Source organism: Mesorhizobium sp. M0601 (assembly GCF_040320845.1).
GTDB lineage: Bacteria > Pseudomonadota > Alphaproteobacteria > Rhizobiales > Rhizobiaceae > Mesorhizobium.
On the sequence record NZ_JAMYQK010000026.1, the window covers coordinates 63,833 to 84,997 of the forward strand.

Below are 21,165 nucleotides of genomic sequence, written 5' to 3' on the forward strand. Positions count from 1 at the left end.
CGAATGTACCGGCCAACAATCCGGCCGCTCGGATCTTGCCCGAATTTGCTCATGGTTGGATGCCAGCGCTATACAGGGTTGTCGGGGGACACGCGGCGAATGGGCCTTGTCGGAAATCAGCACTTCTTCAAGCAGGCGTGGCTGACGGCTTTCGTCGGCGCCATGCTTTGCCTCGTGGCGACCTCGGCTCATGCCGCGGAGCCGGCGAGCCTCAAGGGCGTGGCGCTGATTGTCGGCCAGTCGAAATACCAGCACATAGCGGCTCTTCCCAACCCCGCCAACGACGCCCGCGACGTCGCCAAGATGCTGACCGATCTCGGCTTCGACGCGCGCAGCGTCACCGACCGCGACACGGCAAAGCTGAAGCGCGACCTCGAGCGTTTCGCCGAGGATGCCGAGGACGCCGACGTCGCCTTGATCTACTATTCCGGCCACGGCATCGAGGCCGGCGGCGAAAACTATCTGGTGCCGGTCGACGCTGACGTTTCTTCATTGAAGGACGCCGATCAGGCCCTGGTGCCGATTTCCGCCGTCATGGACGAACTGAAGACGACCGTGCCGGTAACGATCATGCTGCTCGATGCCTGCCGCACCAACCCGTTTCCGGCGGATGCGGTGCTGCGCCGGGCGCCGACGGCCTCGGCCTCGCCGATTGGCGCCGGCGGCCTGGAGCCGGTGCGCGGCGCCAGGGCACTGGCAAACGCGACCGCGACGGAAAATCTGGGAACGGTGATCGGCTTTGCCGCCGAGCCGGGGCGGCCGGCACTCGATGGCATCGTCGGCGAAAACAGCCCCTACGCAGCGGCACTTCTGCGCCACCTAGCGGCAATGAAGGGCACCGAGTTCGGCTCGGTCATGCGCATGGTGACAGAGGAGGTCTATCTCGACACCAAGGCCAAGCAGCGGCCATGGGTCAATGAAAGCCTGCGCCGGCTGCTCTACTTCGGCGTAGCACCGCAGGAACCGACCGGCGACGACGGCCTGATCACCGGCGAGCGGCGGCAATTGCTGCTGACGATCGCTGAGTTGCCGGACCCTAAGCGGGCACAGGTGGAACTGGCCTCGCTGCAGGACGGCGTGCCGCTCGACGCGCTGTATGGCGTGCTGAAGGCGCTCGGCACCGAAAACATGCCGGAGGACCCCACCGACCTGCAAAAGCTGCTCGACGCCCAGGCCGAGCGTCTGAAGAAGTTGATCACCGAGCGCAACGCGCTGCGCACGGACGACCCCGAGATCAGCCGCCTCGTCGCCTCGGCCGACAAGGCGATCGGCCAGGGCGCCATCGTCACCGCGCGCAACTTCCTCGACCAGGCGGTGGGCCGGGTCGAGCAGGCCAGCGGCGTGGTCGATCGGGCAGAGGATCTGGTCAGGCAGAAGCGTCTTGCCGACGCGGCGGTCTATGCCAGGCGCGCCGACGCTTCGGCGCTTGTCTTCGACTATCTGTCGGCCGCCAACGATTACGGCAAGGCCTTCTCGCTGGTCGAGAAATGGGACGACAGGCTGCGCTGGAACTACAAGAACCAGGAGGCGGAAGCGCTCAACGCGCATGGCAACGCCACCGGCGACAGGCAAGCGCTGCAGCACGCCATCGACGCCTACCGCGTCATCCTGAACTTCATCCCCAATGGCGAGCAGAACCGCGACTGGGCGATCACCCGCAACAACATGGCTGTGGTGCTGCAGACGATCGGCGAGCGCGAGCGCCAAACCGACCGGCTGGAAGAGGCAGCGAAAATCTTTCGCGATTCGCTTGCCGTGTTCGACCGCGAGAAGGACGACATCAACTGGGCGGCCGCCCAGAACAACCTGGCCAATGTGCTGTTGAAGATCGGCGAACGCGAGAGCGACCCGAAACGCCTGAACGAAGCAGTGGTGGCGATGCGCGCCACGCTGGAGAAGCGGCCGCGCGACAAAGTCCCGCTGGACTGGGCCGCCTCGCAAAGCAACCTTGGCCTTGCGCTTTACGCGCTTTCGGAACGCGAACCGGGCGGCGCGCGCCTGACCGAGGCCGAGGCCGCCTACCGGCTGGCGCTTGAAGAATACACGCGCGAAAAGGCGCCCGTTCAGTGGGCGATGGTCCAGAACAACCTCGGCAACACCCTGGTGTCTCTCGGCACGCAACGCAATGACAAGGCAAAAATCGACGAGGCAGCCGACGCCTTCCGCGCCGCGCTCGAAATCCGCACACGCGATACCTTCCCGCTCTCCTGGGCGAGCAGCCGTCTCAATCTGGGTAACGCGCTGAGCAGTGCTGCCCGTTTCGATCTCGGCACCGGCCTGCTCGAAGAGGCGGCTGCCGCTTATGGCGATGCGCTGACCATATTCACACGCCAGCGCTTTCCGACGGATTGGGCTTCGGCGGAGAACAATCTCGGCTCGATCTACCAGACGCTCGGCCAGCGCACGCGCGATCCTGCCAGGCTTGAGCAATCGGCCGCTGCATACCGGGCGGCACGGCGCGTCTACACCAAAAAGGAGTTTCCGCTCGACTGGGCGATGACCCACTACAATCTCGGCAACACGCTGCAACTGCTCGGCGGCGTGACCGACAAGCCGGTGCATTACGAGGCGGCGATCGAGGCCTATCGCGATGCACTGCGCGAATACAAGCGCGAGACGACGCCGCGGCAATGGGCACTGGCGCAGGCCGGCCTCGGCTCGGCGCTGCAATGGCTGAGCATGAGCGAGGCCGACCCCGGCAAACTGGCCGCATCGATCGCCGCGCGCCGGGCGGCGCTGGAGGTGCTGACCTTCGAGACCTCGCCCGTCGACTGGGCAAACGCGCAGAACGGCATCGGCATGAGCCTGACCAATCTCGGCAATCTCGAACGCACCGGCAAATATCTGGATGAAGCCGAAGCCGCCTTCGAGGCGACACTCAAGGTCTTCACCCGCGAAAGCCAGCCGATGCAATGGGCCTTCGAGCAGAACAATCTCGGCGACGTCCACTGGAACCGCGGCAGCTATGGCGGTGGCAATGCCGAATACCAAAAGGCGATCGAATTCTTCGAAAACGCCAAGCAGGGCTTTACCGAAGCCGGCTACACACTCCCGATCCCGCTGACCGACCGCAAGATCGATCTGGTGAAGAAGCAGATAGCGAAGAAATAGGCGTTTCGGCCGCAGGTTGCACTCGGCTTGTCTTTCAGCCGGCTTTGCCGTCCCTATATGCCGGTCACCGGGGACCTGCCTGCCGGTCACCCGAAAAGGATGTCTGATGCTTCGATTTGTGCTGGCGCTGCTGTTGCTTGCCGTTTCCGCCACAGCCCATGCGACGGAAGCCGGCTGGGCGCTGCTGCGCGACGGCGGGCATGTGGTCCTGCTTCGCCATGCCATGGTCACAGGCACCACCGATGCGGCCAATTTCGATCTCGGCAAATGCGCCACCCAGGTCAATCTCTCTGAGCGCGGCAAGCAACAGGCACGCAAGATCGGCGCGCTGTTTGGCGCCCGCGCCGCACCGGTCGAGCGCGTGCTGTCCAGCCGCTATTGCCGCTGCCTCGAGACCGCCCGCATTGCTTTCGAAAGCGAACCGGAGCCGTTCGCACCGCTTGACCTGCTGAAGACCGACGAAAAGGAGAAGGCCGCCCAGATCGCTGCGATCCTGGCCGAGATCCGCGGCTATTCCGGGTCCGACAATCTGGTCATGGTCACGCATCTCGAAAACATCAAGGAATTGACCGGCATCTCGCCGCGTGAAGGCGAAGCCGTGGTCGTCGAGCCGCAAGGCGACGGCCTGCGGGTACTCGGCCGCGTTACCTTCTGACCGGGCCGGAGCCGGTTGAAGTGAAAATCTAGCGTTTGGTATCTTAAGCGGAATACCGGTTCCGACCCGCGATGAGGTCTTGATCGAGTCGAAGGTCGACATTGACCCTTAGTCAGGACCAACGGGCGCTTTCAACGAAAGCGAATGCGATGGTACGTCTCATCAGGACTTCCGAGCCGTGACAACGGGCGAGGTTTTCGTCCTCTACTTGGCCGGCCGGAGCCTCAGCGGCCGAAAAAACGCCCGGATGTCCTCGACCAGGAGTTCGGGTTGCTCAATCGCCGCGAAATGTCCTCCTTTCGGCATGTCGGTCCAGCGCTCGACACGGAAGACTCGCTCGACCCAGGAGCGAGGTGGCATAGGAAGCTCTCGGGGGAAGACTGCAACGCCGAGGGGCGGTGTTATTCGCTCTCTTGGCCCGAAGATCAGGGGGCAGAGCCGGTTCTCTTTGTAAATCCGGAGCGAGGCCTCGATCGTGTTACCGAACCAGTAGAGCGAGATGTCGGTAAGCAGCGTGTCTAGAGGGATGGCGCGTTCGAGTTCGCCTTCGCAGTCGCTCCAACTGCGGAACTTCTCGGCAATCCATGCGGCTAGCCCGATTGGGGAATCTGTCAGTCCAAAGGCTAGCGTCTGGGGCTTGGTCCCCTGCAGAAAAGCGTAGGCCCCCTCCGTCGCGGCGAAATTCGCCGCACTGTCGAGGAATGCCTTCTCCTCCGGCGTGACAGGTGGGTCGCCGCGACCGAGGGTCGGGCGGAAACTGCCTGGAATGTAATTCAGGTGCAATCCGATAAGGTCCTCCGGGTAAAGCTGAGCGAGCCAGGTCGAGACGCCGGCGCCGATGTCGCCACCTTGTGCGGCGAAGCGATCATATCCCAGTTCGCGCATCAGCCCCCGCCACAGCTTCGCGACATGCTTTGAGCTAACGCCGGCCTGACGCGGCGGGGACGAGAAGCCGAAACCCGGAAGCGACGGTGCGACGACATCGAAGGCGTCATCGGCATCCCCGCCGTATTTGGCAGGATCCGTGAGCAGCGGAATGACATGCTCGAACTCGGCGAAGGAGCCGGGCCAGCCATGAGTGAGGATCAACGGCAAGGGCGCTGACCCCTTTCCTTTCTGGTGAACGAAATGGATGTCGCACCCGTCTATCGTGACCCTAAACTGAGGCAACAGGTTCAGACGTTTTTCGTGATCGCGCCACCTGAAATCGTATTCCCAGTAACGTGAAAGCTTCCTGAGGAAATCAACGTCAGTACCGTCCTCCCATCCGTATGCGAAGATCGACGACGGCCATCTTGTCGCTTGGATACGACGCTGTAGGTACTCGATCTGTTCATCCGGGATGTTGATGTGGAAGGAATGCATGGCCACGGGTGTTGCTCCGATCAGCGGCGAAGAATTGTCCCATCATCAAGGCACAGAACGCAGGAAACCTCACTGAGCGACCGCTTTGTCCGCTACTTGCTCGTTCCCATCTACGAGACGAAGGTAACATTCCACCCTTAGTGGCAATTCGTTTAAGCTACTTGGCGTCAGATTTCACCGCTACCAGCCAAGCGTCGACACGGAGCTTCCATCCCTCGATCATGTCCGCGAACGCGTCCTCTGTAAGTTCGGACAGATAGGATGCTCCTGCCGGGCTCCAAGGCCGTGAACGCATAGGTAATCGACGCCTCCGTGCCTCCGTTAGTGGTCGGTCGGCAGGCCACCTCGACAAATCCGAAACGCGAATCCGCGTAACGCGAACATAGCGGATGCGATGCGCCAGCCGTCTACCCACAGGGTCTCTCCGATCGGCGTGAACAGCGGAAAGACGCCGTCGATCGGCCCCGAAAGCACGATGCTGTGGCTGCGCGCAAGATGGCTCGTCATCCGCCCTCCCCCCGGTTTCCGCCAGACCGTGGCTGTCCGCTGCGGCAAGCTCCATTTCGTAGATGCGCTTCAATTGGCCGATTGTTTCCAGGGTCGCCGCGGAGAACGGCGTCCGGCCTTCGAAAGCATGCAGCAGGATGCCCTCGATGAGGTCACCCAGGCTCATGTCGCGATGCTCAGCCAAGGCCTTGAGTACCTTCACCAATCGTTTTTCCAGGCGCACCCCGGTCTGCACGCGTTCTATGGTCATAGATCTTTGTACCATGGTACATTGGTACACCCAATGATCAGAGATGGGACGGTTTCGGCATATCGCCGGGGGTTGCCAGCGCCCCTATTGCTCTGCCTGGGCAGCAATCCCATCTGCGCGCGGCGTATCAGGCCTTTTCCTGCCCGGAAAAACCGATTAGACAGCCCAAAACACATGCGGACAGATTCCGCCCGCAATCGAAGGAAAAGCCCTTGTCCACCACGTTCGACAAAGTCGCCAAGATCATCGCCGATACCAGCGAGATCGACATCGAGACGATCACGCCCGAAAGCCACACCATCGACGATCTCGGCATCGACAGCCTCGACTTCCTCGACATCGTCTTTGCCATCGACAAGGAATTCGGCATCAAGGTGCCGTTGGAAAAGTGGACGCAGGAAGTCAATGACGGCAAGGCTTCGACCGACGACTATTTCGTCATGAAGAACCTGTGCGCCAAGATCGACGCGCTCGTCGCCGCCAAGAACGCCACGTGAACACAGCGCCTGACGCGCCCGACCCACAACAGCCTCCCATGAACCCCCACGACGTCGTCATATCAGGCATCGGCCTTGTCTCGTCACTGGGCGAGGGTCCGGATGCGCATTGGCAAAAGCTCGTCCAGCCACGGCTTGAGCCGGTTCTGGAGGCCTCGCGCTTCTCGCCCTATACGGTCCATCCGCTGCCCGAGATCGACTGGAACCTGCAGATCGCCAAGCGTGGCGACCAGCGGCAGATGGAAACCTGGCAGAGGCTCGGCACCTATGCGGCCGGCCTTGCGCTCGACGATGCCGGCATCAAGGGCAATGACGAACTCTGCGCGACCATGGACATGGTGGTGGCCGCCGGCGGCGGCGAGCGCGACGAGGCGGTCGATGCGGCCATTCTCGCGGCATCGGAAAGCCGCAATGACCGCGACGTGCTGCTCAACGAGAAGCTGACCACCGAATTGCGTCCGACGCTGTTTCTGGCACAGCTTTCCAACCTGCTCGCCGGCAACATCTCGATCGTCCACAAGGTGACGGGGTCGTCGCGCACCTTCATGGGCGAGGAAGGTGCGGGCGTTGCCGCCGTCGAGACGGCGGCCGCGCGCATCCGCTCCGGCCAGTCGACGCATATTCTGGTCGGCGGCGCTTTCCAGACCGAACATTCCGACATGCTGCTCGGCTATGAACTGGCCGGCTACCTGCATCGCGGTCCGTGGCGGCCGGTCTGGCAGAGGCAAGGTGCCGAAGGCGGCGGCGTGGTGACCGGATCCGGCGGCGCGTTTCTCGTCCTGGAGCAGCGCGAGCATGCGGAAAGCCGTGGCCGGAAGATCTATGCGGAACTCGGCCCGGTCCTGTCCGGTCGCGCCAGGCGCCGGCGGGACGAACTCGACGGCGAGATCGCCGTGCTGTTGAAGCAAGCCGCATTGCCGAATGGCGAGCTGCTCGCGATCTCCGGCGCTTCGGGCGCCCATGCCGCGACCGCCGCCGAGAAATCGGCGCTCGACGCCAATCCGGCGATCGCCGCACGCGGCTTTTCGACGCTGACCGGCCACATGAAGGAAGCGCAGTTCCCCTTTGCCGTGGCGCTGGCGGCACTGGCTGTCGACCGCAAGGCCGCCTATCCTGTCTTCGACGCCACAGTCGAAAAACCGTTTGCCGGTGTCCCGAAGACCGTCCTTGCAACGGCGATCGGCTATCACCAATTCGAGGGCATGGCGCTGATCAAGGCCGCCTAGAGCATCGGACCGAAAAGTGTGGCGCGGTTTCGGGCGATCCGACGCTCCAAGAGAAACAGGTTTTTGGACAACAAATGGCCAATCTGAACGACCACATGGGCAGGCCCATCGTCGCCGTCACCGGCATCGGCGTGGTGACGTCGCTCGGTGTCGGCAAAACCGACAATTGGGCGGCACTTACCTCAGGCAAGTCCGGCATTCATCCAATCACCCGCTTCCCGGTCGATCATCTCAACACCCGCATCTCCGGCATGGTCGATTTCCTGCCGTCGAGTTCCAAGGGCGCCAGTCTCCTCACCTATGAGCTTGCCGAAACCGCCGCCCAGGAAGCGATGTCGGAGGCGGGCCTCGATGCCGGCGATTTCGGCGGACCGCTGTTCCTCGCTTCGCCGCCGGTCGAGCTCGACTGGAGCGAGCGCTTTTCGCTCTACAATTCCGACAAGCCCAATAATTCAGACAGGCACGATTCCGGCGCCGAAAGGCTGCTGCGGGTAGCGCGCGGCCTCAGAGAACTCGACATCTTCGAGACCACCCAGTTCGGCTCGATTGCCGACCGGCTTGCCGACCGTTTCGGCACGCGCGGCCTGCCGATTACGCTGTCGACCGCGTGCGCTTCGGGCGCCACGGCGATCCAGCTCGGCGTCGAGGCGATCCGCCGCGGCGAATGCGACAGGGCGCTGTCGATCGGCGCCGACGGCTCGGCGACCGCCGAGGCGCTGATCCGCTTCTCGCTTCTGTCGGCGCTCTCCACCCATAACGACATCCCCGAAAAGGCCTCAAAACCCTTCTCCAAGGATCGCGACGGCTTCGTGCTGGCCGAAGGCTCGGGCGCCCTTGTGCTGGAATCGCTGGAGGCAGCACTTGCCCGCGGCGCCACCGTTCTCGGCATATTGCGCGGCTGCGGCGAAAAGGCCGACGACTTCCATCGCACCCGCTCCAAGCCGGACGGTTCGCCGGCGATTGCGGCGGTGCGCGCCGCTCTTGCCGATGCCGGCCTGAGCGAGGACGGGATCGATTATGTCAACGCCCATGGCACCTCGACGCCCGAAAACGACAAGATGGAGCATTTGTCGCTGTCGACGGTGTTCGGCGAGCGGATCTCGTCAATGCCGGTCTCGTCGAACAAGTCGATGATCGGCCATACCCTATCGGCTGCCGGTGCTGTCGAGGCCGCATTTTCGCTGATGACGATGCGCGAAAGCATCATTCCGCCGACCATCAACTACGACAATCCCGACCCGGCAATCGTGCTCGACGTGGTGCCGAACACCAAGCGCAACGCCGAGGTCGGCACCGTCCTGTCGAACTCCTTCGGCTTTGGCGGCCAGAACACCTGCCTTGTCATGGCGCGGGAACCGGTCTAAGCGACCGTTCCGCTCTAGCACTGTTGTCGTGCGCATGGTCCTTTCCGAAACGGTTCTCGGTCATGCGCAACCTGGGATCTGGCATGCGCGCATTGCAACTTATCGAGGATCGCCGGCTTGAAACGGTGGACCTGCCGCCACCGCCGCCGCCTTTGCTCGGCGAGGTGACACTGCGCATCAAGGCCGTGGCGCTGAACCATATCGACGTCTGGGGCTGGCGCGGCATGGCCTTCGCCAAGCGCAAGCTGCCGCTGGTCGTCGGCGCCGAGGCCTCCGGCGAGGTCGAGGCGGTCGGCCCCGGCGTTTCCAGCCTCCTGCCCGGACAGTTGGTGTCGATCTATGGCGCCCGCACCTGCGGTCTTTGCCGCGCCTGCCGCGAAGGCCGCGACAATCTCTGCGAGCATGTTTCGGGCGTGCACGGCTTCCATCTCGACGGCTTTGCGCAGGAAAAGATCAACCTGCCGGCGCGCCTTCTAGTCCCCGCCCCGCCAGGCGTGAGCGAAATCGGCGCGGCGGTGGCGCCTGTCACCTTCGGCACGGTCGAGCACATGCTGTTCGACAATGCCCGGCTGCAACCCGGCGAGACGATACTGGTCCATGCCGGCGGCTCCGGCATCGGCTCCGCCGCGATTCAGCTGGCCAAGAAGATGGGCTGCACGGTCATCACCACCGTCGGCTCGAACGACAAGATCGACAAGGCCAAGGCGCTCGGCGCCGACCACGTCATCAATTACCGCGACGACCGCTTCGAAGGCGTCGTGCGCAAGCTGACCAAGAAGAAGGGCGTCGACGTGGTGTTCGAGCATGTCGGCGCCGACACCTTTGCCGCCTCGATGCTGTGCCTGAAGCGCGGCGGCCGGCTGGTCACCTGCGGCTCGACCTCCGGCGTGTCGACACAGATCAATTTGATGCAGTTGTTCCAGCAGCAGTTGAAGCTGCTCGGCTCGTTCGGCTGCCGCATGGAAAATATGGCCGACGCCATGCAGAAGATGGCCGCGGGCCTGGTCGCGCCGGTGATCGACACCGAGGTCGGCTTCGACGGCATCGATGCGGCGCTGAAGCGCATGGAAGGCCGCGACGTCTTCGGCAAGATCATCCTGCGCGTCGGCTGAAATGATCGGCAACGCCTTCAGGAAGATCCGCAGGGACGTGGGATTCCGCTATGGCAGGCGGCTTCGCCAGTTCAACTACTGGCTGGTCGCGCGCGTCGCGATGATCATCATCTCCGCGCTGCGCCTGCTGCCGCCCGACAGGGCGCTCAATTTCGCCGACCGCGCTGCCCGCCGCATCGGCCCCTGGGTGGCGCGCCATCAGGTTGCGGTCGACAATCTGCGCAAGGCCTATCCGGAAAAAAGCGATGCCGAGATCGAGGCGATCGCTTCCGATATGTGGGGCAACATGGCCCGCCTGGCCGCCGAATACATCTTTCTCGATGCTTTGTTCGACTACGATCCCGCTGCGACGAAGCCGGGCCGTGTCGAGGTCAAGGGCGTGGAGCATTTCGTGCGCATCGCTGGCGAGGACAAGCCGCATATCGTCTTCACCGGGCATCTCGGCAATTTCGAGCTGCTGCCGGTGGCTGCGGCGACATTCGGCATGAACATCACGGCGCTGTTTCGCCCGCCCAACAACCCTTACCTCGCCGAGTACATCCTCTCGACCCGCCGCTCGAGCATGGGATCGCTGCTGCCGTCTTCGACCGGTGCCTCGTTCGCACTTGCGGCCATCCTGGAGAAAGGCGGCAATATCGGCGTGCTGGTCGACCAAAAATTCACCGGCGGGCTCGAGACGACATTCTTCGGCCGCCCCTGCGAGAGCAACCGGGTTCTCGGCACCCTGGCGCGGCACTACGATTGCGATGTCTACCCGGCGCGCTGCGTACGCCTGCCGAACAACCGTTTCCGGCTCGAGATCGAGGACAAGCTCACCTTGCCGCGCACCGCCGGCGGCAGTGTCGACGTCCGCGCCACCACCCAGCTTCTCAACGACGTGGTCGAGCGCTGGGTGCGCGAAGACCCCGGCCAGTGGATGTGGTTCCACAAGCGCTGGGAGATCAGCGGCCGCAAAAAGCGTCGGCCAGCGACAATGCGCGACAAACCCGCCTGAGCGCACCATCTTTTTTGGGTGCAAGCCTTATTTTGTTCTTGCTTTGTGCCGGCAGCTATGCTACTAATTTCGGTATGGTGCTATTTGGCCCCAACGAACCCGCCGCTCCGGCGGGTTTTTTATTGCGGGCCGAGGAGCAGGCCCTAATTCGTCACGAGAATCCGCGTATTGCCGAAGCCGGCTTCGCGCACCATCGAATAGAACGCGGCGGCGTTGCTGGGGTGGAGGCGCACACAGCCATGCGATGCCGGGCGCCCCAATTGCCGGATCGCGCCGGTGCCGTGGATGGCATAGCCGCCGCGGAAGAACACCGAATAGGGCATCGGCGACATGTCGTATTTGCGCGAATACCACATCCGGGCCGTCCGCTGTGGCCGGTAACTGCCGCGCGGCGTGATGTAGCCCTTGCGGGCGGTGGAAACGCTCCACCGATAATACGAAAGCCCGTATCTTACCGTCATCGTCTGTGAGGAAATATCGATGTTCGCGACCAGGCTGGCCGCACGGCTCTCGAACGACGAACCGAACAGCATCGCTACTAATGCCGCTGCCATGAGAACAGTGTTTTTCATGCAATCAAACCCCTTTGATGCCCCTTGCCTGCCTGCCGTCACGCTGTTCTCCAGCGTTTTGATGGCAAGCCAGCGAGCTAACACCTACTCCCTGACGATTTCACCAATCCAAAGCAGCGAATTTGAACGATTTCCCGCAATAGTTGCCGTAACGACACGCAATCGCCTCGCAATTCGCCATCGGGCTTGCAAAACCCCCTCATCCGCTGCTCAATTCGCCGAATGAACGAACCGAACGAACGGCTCCTCAAGGCTATCGATGACCGAGCCGATGATCTGGTTGCACTGACTGCGGATCTGATCCGCTTTCCAACCATCAATCCGCCCGGCGAAGCCTATCGGCCATGTGCCGAATATATCGGCGCGCGGCTGAAGAAGCGTGGTTTTGAGATCGAATTCATCCGTGCCGAAGGCACGCCTGGCGACACTGACCGTTACCCGCGCGTCAACGTCGTCGCCCGCTTCGATGGCCGGGCGCCGGGTGCTTGCGTGCACTTCAATTCGCATATCGACGTCGTCGAGCCCGGCGACGGCTGGAGCCTCGATCCGTTCGCCGGCATCGTCAGGGATGGCAAGGTCTATGGCCGCGGCGCTTGCGACATGAAAGGCGGGCTTGCCGCCTCGATCATCGCCGCTGAAGCCTTCATGGAGGTGTTTCCCGATTTTCGCGGCGCCATCGAGATTTCGGGGACGGTCGACGAGGAGTCCGGCGGCTTTGGCGGCGTCGCGCATCTGGCCAAGCTCGGCTATTTCTCGAGGCCGAAGGTCGACCACGTCATCATTCCCGAGCCGCTCAACAAGGACCGCATCTGCCTTGGCCATCGCGGCGTCTGGTGGGCCGAGATCGAGACCAAGGGCGAGATCGCGCACGGCTCGATGCCGTTCCTCGGCGACAATGCGGTGCGCCATATGGGCGCCGTGCTGCGGGCCTTCGAAGACGAATTGTTTCCGGCGCTCGACCGCAAGATGACGCGCATGCCGGTCGTGCCCGAAGGCGCAAAACGCTCGACCATGAACATCAACTCGATCCATGGCGGCCAGACGGAGGATTTCCGGCCCGGCCTGCCCTCGCCCAACGTGCCCGATTCCTGTCGGCTGACCATCGACCGCCGCTTCCTGCTCGAAGAGGATCTCGCTGCGGTCAAGAGCGAGGTGACCGATATCCTCGAACGGCTGAAGCGCGAGCGCAAAAAGTTCGACTACGAAATCCGCGATCTGATGGAGGTGCTGCCGCTGATGACCGAGCGCGACGCGCCGGTGGTTAAGGCGGTCGCGCAAGGCATCATGGAGATATTCGACCGCGAACCGGATTACGTGATTTCGCCCGGCACCTACGACCAGAAGCACATCGCCCGTATCGGCCACATCTATGACTGCATCGCCTATGGCCCGGGCATCCTCGATCTCGCCCATCGGCCCGATGAATGGGTCGGCATTGCCGACATGCTGGACTCGGCAAAGGTGATGGCGATTGGCCTCGGCGTGCTGCTGAGGGGCGCCGGCCCGCCATGATCCGGCCATGGGCGGAAAAACATTCCTCCCGGCGTCGGCACACGGTACGAAACGCAATTTACTCGGCGGCGAATTCACGCTTCTATCCGCCCGGGTTTGAGCACGTGTTTTAGACATGGGGAGTTGCACGATGAAATTGTGGAAAACCATTCTGGCCGCCGCGGCGCTGGCGTTGGCCGCCGGGACCTCAGCGATGGCCGCGCGCACCGACCTGGTCATCGGCATTACGCTCGAACCCCCGCATCTCGACCCGACCGCGGGTGCCGCCGCGGCAATCGACGAGGTACTCTATGCCAATGTCTTCGAGGGCCTGACCCGCATCGGCCCGAACGGCGAGGTGCTGCCCGATCTCGCCGAAAGCTGGAGCATTTCCGACGACGGCAAGGTCTACACTTTCAAGCTGCATACAGGCGTGAAATTCCATGACGGCAGCGACTTCAACGCCGACGACGTGAAATTCTCGCTCGACCGTGCCCGCGCCGACAATTCCGTCAACGCGCAAAAGGCCCTGTTTGCCGCCATCGACAAGGTCGAGGTCGTCGATCCCGCGACGGTGAAGGTCACGCTGAAGAACCCGCAAGGCTCGTTCCTCTACAATATGGGCTGGGGCGACGCGGTGATCGTGGCGCCTGAGACAGCCGACACCAACAAGGAAAAACCGATCGGCACCGGCCCGTTCAAGTTCCAGAACTGGGCCAAGGGCTCATCGATCACGCTGGTCAAGTCGGATAATTACTGGGGCGCCCCGGTATTTCTCGACAAGGCCGAGTTCCGCATCATTCCGGATGCCGCCGCCGCCGTTCCGGCGCTGCTTTCCGGCGACGTTCAGGCCTTTCCGTTCTTCGACCCCGACAGCGTCGCCCAGGTCAAGGACGATCCGCGCTTCAAGGTGGTGATCGGCTCGACCGAGGGTGAAACCATCCTGTCGATCAACAACAAGAAGCCGCCCTTCGACAAGCTGCAGGTCAGGCAGGCGATTTCCTTTGCGCTCGATCGCAAGGCGATCATCGACGGCGCCTCGGCCGGCCTCGGCGTGCCGATCGGCTCGCACATGTCGCCCGCCAGCAAGGCCTATGTCGACTTGACCGGCCTCTATCCGCACAATGTGGAGAAGGCCAAGGAATTGCTGAAGGAAGCCGGCCTGGAGAATGGCTTCAAGGCGACGCTGAAGCTGCCGCCGCCCTCCTATGCGCGGCTTGGTGGCGAGATCATCGCCTCCGAGCTTCGCGAAATCGGCATCGATCTCGAGATTATCCCGGTCGAATGGGCGCAATGGCTGGACCAGGTCTTCACCAAGAAGGACTACGACCTGACCATCGTTTCCCATACCGAGCCTAACGACATCGATATCTATTCGCGTAAGGACTATTACTTCAACTATGACAATCCGGCCTTCGATAAGATCATCGACGAATTGAACCTTACCTCCGACGAGGCCAAGCGCACGACGCTGCTCGGCGAGGCGCAGAAGGTCCTGGCCGATGACGCCGTGGTCGGCTTCCTCTACGAATTGCCGAAGGTCGGCGTCTGGGACGCCAAACTGCAGGGCCTGTGGGAAAATGCCCCGATCCAGGCCAACGACCTGACCAAGGTGAAGTGGACGGATTGAGCGGGTCGCTGACAGAAGGGCGAAAGTTGCACTCCGTCCCACCCCCCTCTGCCCTGCCGGGCATCTCCCCCTCAAGGGGGGAGATTGAGCCCTCACCGCCGCTTTCGCTAACCACTAGCGTTGCAGGGACAGTGGCGGCGTGGAAACTGCCAATCTCCCCCCTTGAGGGGGAGATGTCCGGCAGGACAGAGGGGGGTGGGCGGGAACGCAAGCTTCGCCCAGTGCTTGCACCGGTCTCCTCATGACCGCCTACCTCCTCAAGCGCCTCGCCATCGCCGTCGTCACGCTGGTTCTGGCCTCGATGGTGGTCTTTGCCGTGCTGGAGATCATTCCCGGCGACCCGGCGCGGCTGATGCTTGGCCTGAACGCCAGCGCCGACCAGATCGAATTGCTGCGCAACCAGATGGGTCTCAACGCTCCCGTCGTGCTGCGCTATCTGCATTGGGCCGGCGGCTTGCTGAGCCTCGATTTCGGCCGTTCCTATACCTATTCGGTGCCGGTCATCGATCTGGTCCGTGAGCGTCTCGTCGTCTCGCTGCCGCTGGCGCTGATGGCGCTGGCGCTGTCCACAGTCATTGCCATCCCGGTCGGGCTGTTTTCCGCCAGCCGGCGCGGCCGGGCCGGCGACACGGTTGCGATGGGCGCCGCCCAGCTTGGCGTCGCCGTGCCCAATTTCTGGTTTGCGCTGATGCTGATCTATCTGTTCGCCGTCTGGCTGCGGCTGGTGCCGGGCGGCGGTTTTCCCGGCTGGGGCGCCGGCGTCTGGCCGGCGCTGAAGTCGCTGCTCCTGCCGGCGGTCGCCCTCGCTCTGCCGCAGGCGGCGATCCTCGCCCGGGTCACCCGCTCGGCGCTGATCGAAGTGCTGAATGAGGATTACATCCGCACCGCCCGCGCCAAGGGCCTGCCCTATCGCCTTGTCTTGTGGCGGCATGCACTGCGCAACGCCATGATCCCGGTGGTCACCATTCTAGGCCTGCAATTCGCTTTCCTGCTTGCCGGCACCATCATCATCGAGAACGTCTTCTATTTGCCCGGCCTCGGCCGGCTGGTGTTCCAGGCGATCAACCAGCGTGACCTGATCGTGGTCGAGAGCGTCGTCATGCTGCTGGTTGCTGCCGTCATCGTCGTCAATTTCACTGTCGATCTCTCCTATGCGGTGGTCGATCCGCGCCTGAGAGGCCGGCAATGACGCTGCACGTCGACATCCCGGATGAGAACCTTGCCGGCATCCTGGCCAAGGCGTTTCGAAACCGTTCGTTCCTCGCCGGCTTCGTCATCACGGCCCTGGTGGCGGCTGTCGCGATCCTCTCCTTCTTCTGGACGCCCTACGACGTCACCAGGCTGGTCATTTCCGACAAGACCCAGGCGCCGTCGCTGGCGCACTGGTTCGGCACCGACCATTTCGGCCGCGACATCCTCTCGATGATCGTGGTCGGCGCCCGCAACTCGATTGCCGTGGCACTGGTGGCCGTCGGCATCGGCATGGGCATCGGCGTGCCGCTCGGCGCCTTTGCAGCGGCGCGCGGCGGCATCGTCGACGAGGTGCTGATGCGGCTGAACGACCTGGTCTTCGCCTTCCCCGCCCTGCTTTCGGCGATCATGATCACCGCCATCTTCGGGCCGGGGGCGTTCAACGCCATCATCGCCATCGGCATCTTCAACATCCCGGTCTTCGCCCGCGTCGCCCGCGCCGGCGCCTTGGCGATCTGGCCGCGCGAATTCATCCTCGCCGCCCGCGCCGCCGGCAAGAGCACGACGCTGATCAGCATCGAACATGTGCTGCCCAACATCGCCACGCTGCTGCTGGTGCAAGGCACCATCCAGTTCGCGCTGGGCATACTGGCCGAAGCGGGCTTGTCCTATGTCGGGCTGGGCACGCAGCCGCCGATGCCGAGCTGGGGCCGCATGCTGTTCGATGCCCAGACCCGCATGGTGGTGGCGCCGTGGATGGCGATCTTTCCCGGCATGGCGATCGTCGTCACCGTGCTTGGCCTGAACCTGCTCGGCGACGGCATTGCCGACATACTCGACCCGAAATCGCGGCGGCAGAGATGAGCCTGCTCGAAATCGAGAAGCTGTCGCTGACCATCGGCGGCACCCGTATCCTCAGAGACGTCGAGCTTTCCGTCGCGCCGGGCGAAGTGATGGGGCTGGTCGGCGAATCCGGCTCCGGCAAGTCGATGACGGCGCTCACCGTGATGCAGCTACTGCCCTGGACGGCGCACGCCACCGGACGCGTCACCTTCGACGGCATCGATATCCTGGCGGCGAGCGAAGACCAGATGTGCGCGCTGCGCGGCGACGACATCGGCATGGTGTTCCAGGAGCCGATGACGGCGTTGAACCCGGTCAAGACCATCGGCGAGCAGGTTGCCGAGGGCATCCGCTGGCACACCGGAGCGAGCCGCGCGGATGCCGAGGAACGGGCACGCAAAATGCTCGACCGGGTCGGCTTGCCGGCGGCGCGGTTCCCGTTGTCGCGTTATCCGCACGAGCTTTCCGGCGGCCAGCGCCAGCGTGTCGTCATCGCCATCGCCTGTGCGCTGAAACCCAAGCTGCTGATCGCCGACGAGCCGACGACGGCGCTCGACGTGGTGCTGCAGGCGCAGATCCTCGACCTTTTGCGCGACCTGGTCGCGGAAAACCGCATGGGTCTTCTGCTCATCTCGCACGACCTCGCCGTGGTGACCGGGATGGCGGACCGCATCACCGTCCTGCGCCATGGCGAGGTGATGGAGGCCGGCGATACGGCCCGCACGCTGTCCGAACAGCTTCATCCCTATACCCGCCAACTGGCGCAGGCCTCGATGCATGTGCCCGCGCGGGCCCGCACACATGACAGCGGATCGGCCAAACCTCTTCTTCGGGTAGAAAATGTGACGCGGGATTATCCGGCACGGCGCATATCGCTGCTCAAGCGAGGGGCTCCCATCCGCGCCGTCGACGATGTTTCCTTCTCGATGGCGCCCGGCCAGTCGATGGCGCTCGTCGGGCGTTCCGGCTGTGGCAAGTCGACGCTTGCTCGCATGGTCCTGGCACTGGACAAACCGACGGCCGGTACGATCCGCTTCCGCGGCGATAACCTCACCGGCAAGAGCGAGGCGGAGCTGAAGCCGGCACGGCGCGACATGCAGGTCGTGTTCCAGGACCCGTATGGTTCGTTCGACCCACGCCAGAAGGTCGAGAGATTGGTGGCCGAGCCGCTGCATGTGCTGGAGAAGAAGCCGGCGCCCGCCGCGCGGCGCGAGATGGTGGCGTATGCGCTGCACGAGGTCGGCCTCTCACCAGGCGACATGGACAAGTATCCGCATGAGTTTTCGGGCGGCCAGCGCCAGCGCCTTTCGATCGCCCGCGCCATCATCACCCGGCCGAAGCTGGTCGTCGCCGACGAGCCGGTCTCGGCGCTCGACGTCTCGATCCGCGCGCAGATCCTCGATTTGTTCGCCGAGCTCAACCAAAAACTCGGCATCGCCTATCTGTTCATCACCCATGATCTGACCGTCGCCCGCGCCATCACCGACGAGGTGATGGTCATGCATGACGGCAAGATCGTTGAGCGCGGCAGGACGAGCGAAGTGCTCGACCACCCGCAATCCGAGGCGGCCAAGGCGTTGGTCGCTGCTGCTCCAGACCTGCACCGGGCGATCGCGAAACGACTGCAGGAACAGGGGTGAGCGGCCTCAGCCTTGCGGCTTGACCAAATCGGCCGGGCTGATGTCGAGCAGGTCGAGCGTGCGGCGCAACAGCTGCATCTCGCTCCCGGCAAGTTGCGAATCGGCCTTGGCGATCTCGGCCATGTGGCGGGCGAGCAGCTTGCGCCGTTCGACGTCGAGGTCGCGGAATTGGGCGACGGCCTGCGAGCTGTTGGTCTCGTAGCCGAAATCGTTGAGATATTCGATGACGCTGTCGACGCTGGTGTCGGGAATGCCGAAGGCGTCCCGGCAGATACGTCTGAAGGCGGTCATTTCGCTTTCGCTGACCGAACCGTCGGCCAGGATCATACGGAACAGCATCAGCAATTCCGCCGACAGCACCGGATCGTCCGCGACCTTGCGCACGCCGGGGTCGCCGTCGAAGATCGAGCGTATCTGGTCCAGCAATCCCATCGCCATCAGCCCCTTCCGATTCGTCGGGAAGGTAGCGCGGAATCGGCTTGGCGCAAACGGGTGCGAATGGTGGAACAGGGCAATCGGTTTTGAATTCGCCTCCTCACCCTTTTAGGGCGTTGGCGCTGCGCCTCACCTGCCTGCCGGCATCCCCCGTTTAGTGACGGGAGAGGGGCGCTCTCGTCACCGGTTTCGCCAATCGCAGGCGCTGCAAGAAAAGGCGCCGACGTTGCGACCAGCCCTTTCTCCCCGTCACTATGCGGGGAGAAATGCCCGGCAGGGCAATGAGGGGCGGCGGCGACATCGACAATTGGTGGTCTCCGCCACAATTTGGAAACTGTCATTCGTCCGAAGCGATTGCCCTTCGTGATCGAACGCGCCGCACCGTTCTGGCACTCCCATAAAACTGCCGGCCAATCCGGCGAACCCGCTGCGCTCATTGGTGTGTGACCGCGCGCCTGATACTATGCCGTTGTACGAATCATGTTGAGGAGGGACCGAACATGAATCTCAGTGCGCCTACCCAGCTTATTTTCATTATATCCCTTGTTATCGCCATTATCGGCGTTCTCGCCGCGCTTGGCGTCCTTGCGTTCATCCCTTTGGCTGCTGTGTGGATTGTCGTCATCGCTTACATCGTGCTGGCCGCCGGCTGCCTGATGCGCGGCGCCTAAACACGTCCAGACAATTCAGAATCTCAGGCAACTCGGAGCGCCCGGCCAAAAGCCGGGCGCTTTTGATTCCGACGAATGGTCTGTTAAAGTCGCGTGGCGGAAGGAAAGCGCATGCCCGACAGCGAAGACGGCAGCCGCCACGAAAGCCCAGGCCTCGATCGGTTCGAGATGGTGCGGCGCGCGCCGAGCCATCGGCTTCAGGGCGCCGTCACCGACATATGCGGCTTTCGCGAAACCATGCCAGGCCATTTCCGCGCCGTCGAATATGCCTCGCTGACCGTGCCGCTGGTCATCAGCTTTGCCGAACCCTTTGCCATCGGGCTCGGCCATGACCCGGGCGACAATGACCGCTTCGCCAGTTTTGCCGCCGGCCTTTATGCCGGGCCGGTAGTGATCGAATCCTTCGGCGGCGCCTGCTGTGTGCAGATCAATTTCAGCCCGCTCGGCGCTCGTCGCTTCTTCGGCCGCCCGATGATCGAACTGACCGACCGCATGGTCGGCCTGGATGACGTGCTCGGCGTCGAAGGCATCGCGCTTCGCGAAAGGCTCGGCAATGCGCCGGATTGGAGCACACGCTTTGCCATCGCCGAAGCCTTCGTCGGTGATCGGTTGGCAACCGCGGACCGCACTCAGGCCGAAATGGTCTGGGTCTATGAGACGATCGTCTCGACGCGTGGGCGGATCCGCATCTCGACGCTGGCCGAAAAGCTTGGCTGGAGCCGCAAGCATCTTACCGGAAAATTTTCGGACGCGGTCGGCACCGGCCCAAAAACGCTGTCGCGCATCGTCCGCTTCAACCATGCGCTTGGGCTGTCGAGACAGGCGAACAGCGATTGGGCCGACATCGCCGCCGACTGCGGCTATGCCGACCAGGCGCATCTGGTACGCGAGTTTCGCGACCTGGCAGGCGTCGCGCCGACGGCGCTTGCCGCGAGGTAACATTTCTTCAAGACGCGCAACCGGCCGTCGCGCAGACTGGGTTGATCGACCAACCCGCTGAAGGAGATCAGCCATGCCGAACATCACCGAACCACCTCGGCTTTATCCGGCGCTGCGCTACAGGAATGCCGGCAAGATGATCGACTGGCTGTGCGAGGCCTTCGGCTTCAGCGTTCGCGCCCGCTATGGCGAAGGCGACGTGGTGCACCACGCCGAACTCGCTTTCGGCTCTTCGATCGTCATGCTCGGCACGGCGCGCGACGACGCCTATGGCAAGATGGTCGGCGCGCCGGGTTCGGGTGGCGGCAAGTCGATCTACGTTGCGGTCGCTGACGCAGACGCGGCATACGCGCGGGCAAAGACCGCCGGCGCCGAGATTCTGGAAGAACTCACCGACCGCGACTATGGCAGCCGCGAATTCATCTGCCGCGATCCGGAAGGCAACGTCTGGTCGTTCGGCACCTACTGGCCGAAGGCTGACGAGAAAGCATGAACTAGTAGCGCTGCACATTCGGGATTGGCCGAAGCCTCCCCAGCTTCGTCATCCCAGGGCGGAGCAGGCGCGAAGCGGCGTCGCGAAGACCCTGGGATCCATATGTGGACGGCGCCCTGCCTGCAACGGTTGTTTTGCGTCGTTTTCGATCGCTTGCGTCCATATGTCCGGCCTTTGAG

General features: G+C 63.3%; 19 protein-coding genes. 15 read left to right on the plus strand and 4 right to left on the minus strand.

Translation table 11 applies throughout. The features are described 5' to 3' along the window. The first annotated feature begins 99 nt into the window (after nt 1-99). Together NKI41_RS21720 and NKI41_RS21725 are read left to right on the plus strand one after the other, a co-directional pair. On the plus strand, nt 100-3,111 hold the full coding sequence (locus tag NKI41_RS21720; RefSeq protein WP_352685109.1) for a caspase family protein: 3,012 nt from the start codon (nt 100-102) through the stop codon (nt 3,109-3,111). A gap of 106 nt (nt 3,112-3,217) precedes the next feature. Further along, complete coding sequence (locus NKI41_RS21725) at nt 3,218-3,766, plus strand: histidine phosphatase family protein (protein ID WP_352470325.1); 549 nt, start codon at nt 3,218-3,220, stop codon at nt 3,764-3,766. A gap of 204 nt (nt 3,767-3,970) precedes the next feature. Here NKI41_RS21725 and NKI41_RS21730 read toward each other — a convergent pair whose 3' ends face one another. Further along, nucleotides 3,971-5,131, minus strand: a complete 1,161-nt coding sequence (locus NKI41_RS21730) for an epoxide hydrolase family protein (protein ID WP_352685135.1) — start codon at nt 5,129-5,131, stop codon at nt 3,971-3,973. 157 nt (nt 5,132-5,288) lie between these two features. Beyond that, nucleotides 5,289-5,888: a hypothetical protein gene (locus tag NKI41_RS21735; RefSeq protein ID WP_352685111.1), complete on the minus strand. Its 600-nt coding sequence runs from the start codon at nt 5,886-5,888 to the stop codon at nt 5,289-5,291. A 212-nt stretch (nt 5,889-6,100) separates the two neighbouring features. Between NKI41_RS21735 and NKI41_RS21740 the strand changes: the two genes are divergently transcribed. The 5 genes from NKI41_RS21740 to NKI41_RS21760 all read left to right on the plus strand — a co-directional run bounded on the left by NKI41_RS21740 (nt 6,101) and on the right by NKI41_RS21760 (nt 11,081). Beyond that, nucleotides 6,101-6,385: an acyl carrier protein gene (locus NKI41_RS21740; protein ID WP_023719977.1), complete on the plus strand. Its 285-nt coding sequence runs from the start codon at nt 6,101-6,103 to the stop codon at nt 6,383-6,385. Between the two features lie 38 nt (nt 6,386-6,423). Then, the gene (locus NKI41_RS21745; protein WP_352500919.1) at nt 6,424-7,611 is read left to right on the plus strand and encodes a beta-ketoacyl-ACP synthase; all 1,188 of its coding nucleotides are present in this window, start codon (nt 6,424-6,426) and stop codon (nt 7,609-7,611) included. Nucleotides 7,612-7,685: 74 nt separating this feature from the next. Next, nucleotides 7,686-8,975 carry a beta-ketoacyl-ACP synthase gene (locus NKI41_RS21750; protein ID WP_352685113.1) on the plus strand — a complete coding sequence of 430 codons (1,290 nt, stop codon included), beginning with the start codon at nt 7,686-7,688 and terminating at the stop codon, nt 8,973-8,975. Nucleotides 8,976-9,058: 83 nt separating this feature from the next. Continuing rightward, nucleotides 9,059-10,087, plus strand: a complete 1,029-nt coding sequence (locus NKI41_RS21755) for a zinc-binding dehydrogenase (protein WP_352685115.1) — start codon at nt 9,059-9,061, stop codon at nt 10,085-10,087. Between the two features lies 1 nt (nt 10,088). Beyond that, nucleotides 10,089-11,081, plus strand: coding sequence for a lipid A biosynthesis lauroyl acyltransferase (locus tag NKI41_RS21760; RefSeq protein ID WP_352500922.1), 993 nt, complete (start codon nt 10,089-10,091; stop codon nt 11,079-11,081). 143 nt (nt 11,082-11,224) lie between these two features. On the opposite strand, the gene NKI41_RS21765 is transcribed toward NKI41_RS21760, so the two are convergent. Next, nucleotides 11,225-11,653 (minus strand): L,D-transpeptidase, encoded by a 429-nt coding sequence (locus NKI41_RS21765; RefSeq protein WP_352470461.1) that lies wholly within the window; start codon nt 11,651-11,653, stop codon nt 11,225-11,227. Between the two features lie 222 nt (nt 11,654-11,875). On the opposite strand from NKI41_RS21765, the gene NKI41_RS21770 reads away from it, so the two are divergent. The 5 genes from NKI41_RS21770 to NKI41_RS21790 all read left to right on the plus strand — a co-directional run bounded on the left by NKI41_RS21770 (nt 11,876) and on the right by NKI41_RS21790 (nt 18,448). Then, nucleotides 11,876-13,165, plus strand: coding sequence for an acetylornithine deacetylase/succinyl-diaminopimelate desuccinylase family protein (locus NKI41_RS21770; RefSeq protein WP_352685117.1), 1,290 nt, complete (start codon nt 11,876-11,878; stop codon nt 13,163-13,165). Nucleotides 13,166-13,295: 130 nt separating this feature from the next. Then, nucleotides 13,296-14,774, plus strand: a complete 1,479-nt coding sequence (locus NKI41_RS21775) for an ABC transporter substrate-binding protein (protein WP_352685119.1) — start codon at nt 13,296-13,298, stop codon at nt 14,772-14,774. A gap of 241 nt (nt 14,775-15,015) precedes the next feature. Beyond that, a complete protein-coding gene (locus NKI41_RS21780) occupies nt 15,016-15,963 on the plus strand; it encodes an ABC transporter permease (protein WP_352685121.1) in 948 nt (315 codons plus the stop codon). Beyond that, a complete protein-coding gene (locus tag NKI41_RS21785) occupies nt 15,960-16,829 on the plus strand; it encodes an ABC transporter permease (protein ID WP_352685123.1) in 870 nt (289 codons plus the stop codon). The genes NKI41_RS21780 and NKI41_RS21785 overlap by 4 nt, the downstream gene beginning before the upstream one ends. Continuing rightward, complete coding sequence (locus tag NKI41_RS21790) at nt 16,826-18,448, plus strand: ABC transporter ATP-binding protein (protein ID WP_352685125.1); 1,623 nt, start codon at nt 16,826-16,828, stop codon at nt 18,446-18,448. Before NKI41_RS21785 ends, NKI41_RS21790 begins: the two co-directional genes overlap by 4 nt. A 6-nt stretch (nt 18,449-18,454) precedes the next feature. Here the strand turns inward: NKI41_RS21790 and NKI41_RS21795 are convergent, their stop codons facing one another. Continuing rightward, nucleotides 18,455-18,886, minus strand: a complete 432-nt coding sequence (locus tag NKI41_RS21795; RefSeq protein ID WP_352685127.1) for a TerB family tellurite resistance protein — start codon at nt 18,884-18,886, stop codon at nt 18,455-18,457. Nucleotides 18,887-19,383: 497 nt separating this feature from the next. Here NKI41_RS21795 and NKI41_RS21800 point away from each other — a divergent pair, with 497 nt between their 5' ends. The 3 genes from NKI41_RS21800 (at nt 19,384) to NKI41_RS21810 (ending at nt 20,986) form a co-directional block, all read left to right on the plus strand. Then, nucleotides 19,384-19,554 (plus strand): hypothetical protein, encoded by a 171-nt coding sequence (locus tag NKI41_RS21800; RefSeq protein ID WP_352451984.1) that lies wholly within the window; start codon nt 19,384-19,386, stop codon nt 19,552-19,554. Between the two features lie 111 nt (nt 19,555-19,665). After that, entirely contained in the window at nt 19,666-20,493 is an 828-nt protein-coding gene (locus NKI41_RS21805; protein ID WP_352685128.1) for a helix-turn-helix domain-containing protein, read from the plus strand. Nucleotides 20,494-20,566: 73 nt separating this feature from the next. Then, entirely contained in the window at nt 20,567-20,986 is a 420-nt protein-coding gene (locus NKI41_RS21810) for a VOC family protein (protein WP_352685129.1), read from the plus strand. Nucleotides 20,987-21,165: the final 179 nt, after the last annotated feature.

Bases quoted from the DNA above. Each gene is read 5' to 3' on its own strand.
- NKI41_RS21730 (WP_352685135.1), bottom strand. From the start codon at position 5,131: ATGCATTCCTTCCACATCAACATCCCGGATGAACAGATCGAGTACCTA.
- NKI41_RS21735 (WP_352685111.1), bottom strand. From the start codon at position 5,888: ATGACCATAGAACGCGTGCAGACCGGGGTGCGCCTGGAAAAACGATTG.
- NKI41_RS21765 (WP_352470461.1), bottom strand. From the start codon at position 11,653: ATGAAAAACACTGTTCTCATGGCAGCGGCATTAGTAGCGATGCTGTTC.
- NKI41_RS21725 (WP_352470325.1), top strand. From the start codon at position 3,218: ATGCTTCGATTTGTGCTGGCGCTGCTGTTGCTTGCCGTTTCCGCCACA.
- NKI41_RS21755 (WP_352685115.1), top strand. From the start codon at position 9,059: ATGCGCGCATTGCAACTTATCGAGGATCGCCGGCTTGAAACGGTGGAC.
- NKI41_RS21810 (WP_352685129.1), top strand. From the start codon at position 20,567: ATGCCGAACATCACCGAACCACCTCGGCTTTATCCGGCGCTGCGCTAC.
- NKI41_RS21790 (WP_352685125.1), top strand. From the start codon at position 16,826: ATGAGCCTGCTCGAAATCGAGAAGCTGTCGCTGACCATCGGCGGCACC.
- NKI41_RS21750 (WP_352685113.1), top strand. From the start codon at position 7,686: ATGGCCAATCTGAACGACCACATGGGCAGGCCCATCGTCGCCGTCACC.
- NKI41_RS21720 (WP_352685109.1), top strand. From the start codon at position 100: ATGGGCCTTGTCGGAAATCAGCACTTCTTCAAGCAGGCGTGGCTGACG.
- NKI41_RS21760 (WP_352500922.1), top strand. From the start codon at position 10,089: ATGATCGGCAACGCCTTCAGGAAGATCCGCAGGGACGTGGGATTCCGC.
- NKI41_RS21785 (WP_352685123.1), top strand. From the start codon at position 15,960: ATGACGCTGCACGTCGACATCCCGGATGAGAACCTTGCCGGCATCCTG.
- NKI41_RS21775 (WP_352685119.1), top strand. From the start codon at position 13,296: ATGAAATTGTGGAAAACCATTCTGGCCGCCGCGGCGCTGGCGTTGGCC.
- NKI41_RS21805 (WP_352685128.1), top strand. From the start codon at position 19,666: ATGCCCGACAGCGAAGACGGCAGCCGCCACGAAAGCCCAGGCCTCGAT.
- NKI41_RS21745 (WP_352500919.1), top strand. From the start codon at position 6,424: ATGAACCCCCACGACGTCGTCATATCAGGCATCGGCCTTGTCTCGTCA.
- NKI41_RS21795 (WP_352685127.1), bottom strand. From the start codon at position 18,886: ATGGCGATGGGATTGCTGGACCAGATACGCTCGATCTTCGACGGCGAC.
- NKI41_RS21770 (WP_352685117.1), top strand. From the start codon at position 11,876: ATGAACGAACCGAACGAACGGCTCCTCAAGGCTATCGATGACCGAGCC.
- NKI41_RS21800 (WP_352451984.1), top strand. From the start codon at position 19,384: ATGAATCTCAGTGCGCCTACCCAGCTTATTTTCATTATATCCCTTGTT.
- NKI41_RS21780 (WP_352685121.1), top strand. From the start codon at position 15,016: ATGACCGCCTACCTCCTCAAGCGCCTCGCCATCGCCGTCGTCACGCTG.